Source organism: Streptomyces sp. NPDC006265, from assembly GCF_040613555.1.
Taxonomy (GTDB): domain Bacteria; phylum Actinomycetota; class Actinomycetes; order Streptomycetales; family Streptomycetaceae; genus Streptomyces.
Window position 1 is genome coordinate 1 of sequence record NZ_JBEXSH010001096.1, and the last position, 2,556, is coordinate 2,556.

Here is a 2,556-nt window from a genome sequence, read left to right on the forward strand (position 1 = left end):
CTCCAGGAAGTCCCGGCCGTCGTGGGTGAAGGTGACCTCCTGCCCGAAGTTGCACTTCTCGGAGCCGGGGAAGTCGTGCACGCCCGCGCCCGCCCCTCACACCCGGCACGCCGTGCCAGAGAGCGCGGCATCATGTGACAGGTATCACCGCTCAGGTGTGACCCTCGATTTAGAGGCCTCCCGGAAGCAGCGATAACCTGCGAGACGGACATGCCGCGCGCTCGGACACCGTGTGCGCCTCCCTTGTGACAGACAGCGGACGTCACGTTGCCCTCGCGGCACGCCCACGCAGACAACGAACCGCGAGATCACTGATAGGGACGGAAGCGCGTGGACCTGTTCGAGTACCAGGCGAGGGACCTCTTCGCCAAGCACGATGTACCGGTGCTGGCCGGTGAAGTCATCGACACGCCTGAGGCGGCCCGCGCAGCCACCGAGCGCCTCGGTGGCAAGTCCGTCGTCAAGGCCCAGGTGAAGGTCGGTGGGCGCGGCAAGGCCGGCGGCGTGAAGCTGGCCGCGACCGCCGACGAGGCGGTCGAGCACGCGACCAACATTCTCGGCATGGACATCAAGGGCCACACGGTCCACAAGGTGATGATCGCCGAGACGGCCCCGGAGATCGTGGAGGAGTACTACGTCTCCTTCCTCCTGGACCGTGCCAACCGCACCTTCCTCTCCATCGCCTCCGTCGAGGGCGGCGTGGAGATCGAGGAGGTGGCGGAGACCCGCCCCGAGGCCGTCGCCAAGACGCCGATCGACGCCAACGTGGGCGTGACCCCCGAGGTCGCCCGCCAGATCGTCGAGGCCGCGAACTTCCCGGCCGAGGTCGCCGACAAGGTCGAGAACGTCCTGGTCACCCTCTGGAAGACCTTCATCGAGGAGGACGCCCTCCTGGTCGAGGTCAACCCGCTGGCCAAGGTCGCCTCCGGTGAGGTCATCGCCCTGGACGGCAAGGTCTCCCTGGACGAGAACGCCGAGTTCCGTCAGCCGGAGCACGAGGCCCTCCAGGACAAGGACGCGGCCAACCCGCTCGAGGCCGCCGCCAAGGAGAAGAACCTCAACTACGTCAAGCTCGACGGTGAGGTCGGCATCATCGGCAACGGCGCGGGTCTCGTCATGAGCACCCTGGACGTCGTCGCGTACGCCGGTGAGGCGCACGGCGGCGTGAAGCCGGCCAACTTCCTCGACATCGGTGGTGGCGCCTCCGCCGCCGTCATGGCGAACGGCCTGGAGATCATCCTCGGCGACCCGGACGTCAAGTCCGTCTTCGTCAACGTCTTCGGTGGCATCACCGCCTGTGACGAGGTCGCCAACGGCATCGTCCAGGCGCTGCAGCTGCTCAAGGACAAGGGCGAGGAAGTCACCAAGCCCCTGGTCGTCCGCCTGGACGGCAACAACGCGGAGCTCGGGCGCAAGATCCTCTCCGACGCCAACCACCCGCTGGTTCAGCGCGTGGACACCATGGACGGAGCGGCCGACAAGGCCGCCGAGCTCGCGGCTGCGAAGTAAGGGACGAGGGACTAAACAGCCATGGCTATCTTCCTCAACAAGGACAGCAAGGTCATCGTCCAGGGCATGACCGGTGCCACGGGCATGAAGCACACCAAGCTCATGCTGGCCGACGGCACGAACATCGTCGGTGGCGTGAACCCCCGCAAGGCGGGCACGTCCGTCGACATCGACGGCAACGACATCCCGGTCTTCGGCACGGTCGCCGAGGCGATCGAGAAGACGGGCGCCAACGTGTCCGTCCTCTTCGTCCCGCCGGCGTTCGCCAAGGCCGCCGTCGTCGAGGCCATCGACGCCGAGATCCCGCTCGCGGTCGTCATCACCGAGGGCATCGCGGTCCACGACTCGGCCGCGTTCTACGCCTACGCCGTGTCGCAGGGCAACAAGACCCGGATCATCGGCCCCAACTGCCCCGGCCTCATCACCCCGGGCCAGTCGAACGCCGGCATCATCCCGGGCGACATCACCAAGCCGGGCCGCATCGGCCTGGTGTCGAAGTCCGGCACGCTGACGTACCAGATGATGTACGAGCTGCGTGACATCGGCTTCTCCTCCGCCGTCGGCATCGGTGGCGACCCGGTCATCGGGACGACCCACATCGACGCCCTCGCCGCGTTCGAGGCCGACCCCGACACCGACCTGATCGTCATGATCGGTGAGATCGGCGGCGACGCCGAGGAGCGGGCCGCGGCCTTCATCAAGGAGAACGTGAAGAAGCCGGTCGTCGGCTACGTCGCGGGCTTCACCGCGCCCGAGGGCAAGACCATGGGCCACGCCGGCGCCATCGTCTCCGGCTCCTCCGGCACGGCCGCCGCGAAGAAGGAGGCCCTCGAGGCCGCCGGCGTCAAGGTCGGCAAGACCCCGACCGAGACGGCCAAGCTGGCGCGCGAGATCCTCGCGGGCTGAAGCACGCCGTACCTCTGCATGACGCCGTACGGCTGAGCCCAGAGCTCATCGGTTGGCTTCAACCTGAAGAAGTTCACCGGCACCTACGAGCGCACCGGCCCCAACAAGGGCACCCCGCGCGTCTACAAGGCCGGCATCACC

2 protein-coding genes and 1 pseudogene are annotated in these 2,556 nt (G+C 67.6%); 2 read left to right on the top strand and 1 reads right to left on the bottom strand.

The features are described from left to right. Positions 1-93 (bottom strand): annotated as a pseudogene (locus ABZ281_RS45685) (heme-binding beta-barrel domain-containing protein); the annotation flags it as partial. A 237-nt stretch (positions 94-330) separates the two neighbouring features. Here ABZ281_RS45685 and sucC point away from each other — a divergent pair. Both sucC and sucD read left to right on the top strand, forming a co-directional pair. Next, positions 331-1,509, top strand: a complete 1,179-nt coding sequence (gene sucC, locus ABZ281_RS45690; protein ID WP_356664328.1) for an ADP-forming succinate--CoA ligase subunit beta — start codon at positions 331-333, stop codon at positions 1,507-1,509. Positions 1,510-1,530: 21 nt separating this feature from the next. After that, positions 1,531-2,415 carry a succinate--CoA ligase subunit alpha gene (gene sucD, locus ABZ281_RS45695; protein ID WP_142160428.1) on the top strand — a complete coding sequence of 295 codons (885 nt, stop codon included), beginning with the start codon at positions 1,531-1,533 and terminating at the stop codon, positions 2,413-2,415. The last annotated feature ends 141 nt before the right edge of the window (positions 2,416-2,556 follow it).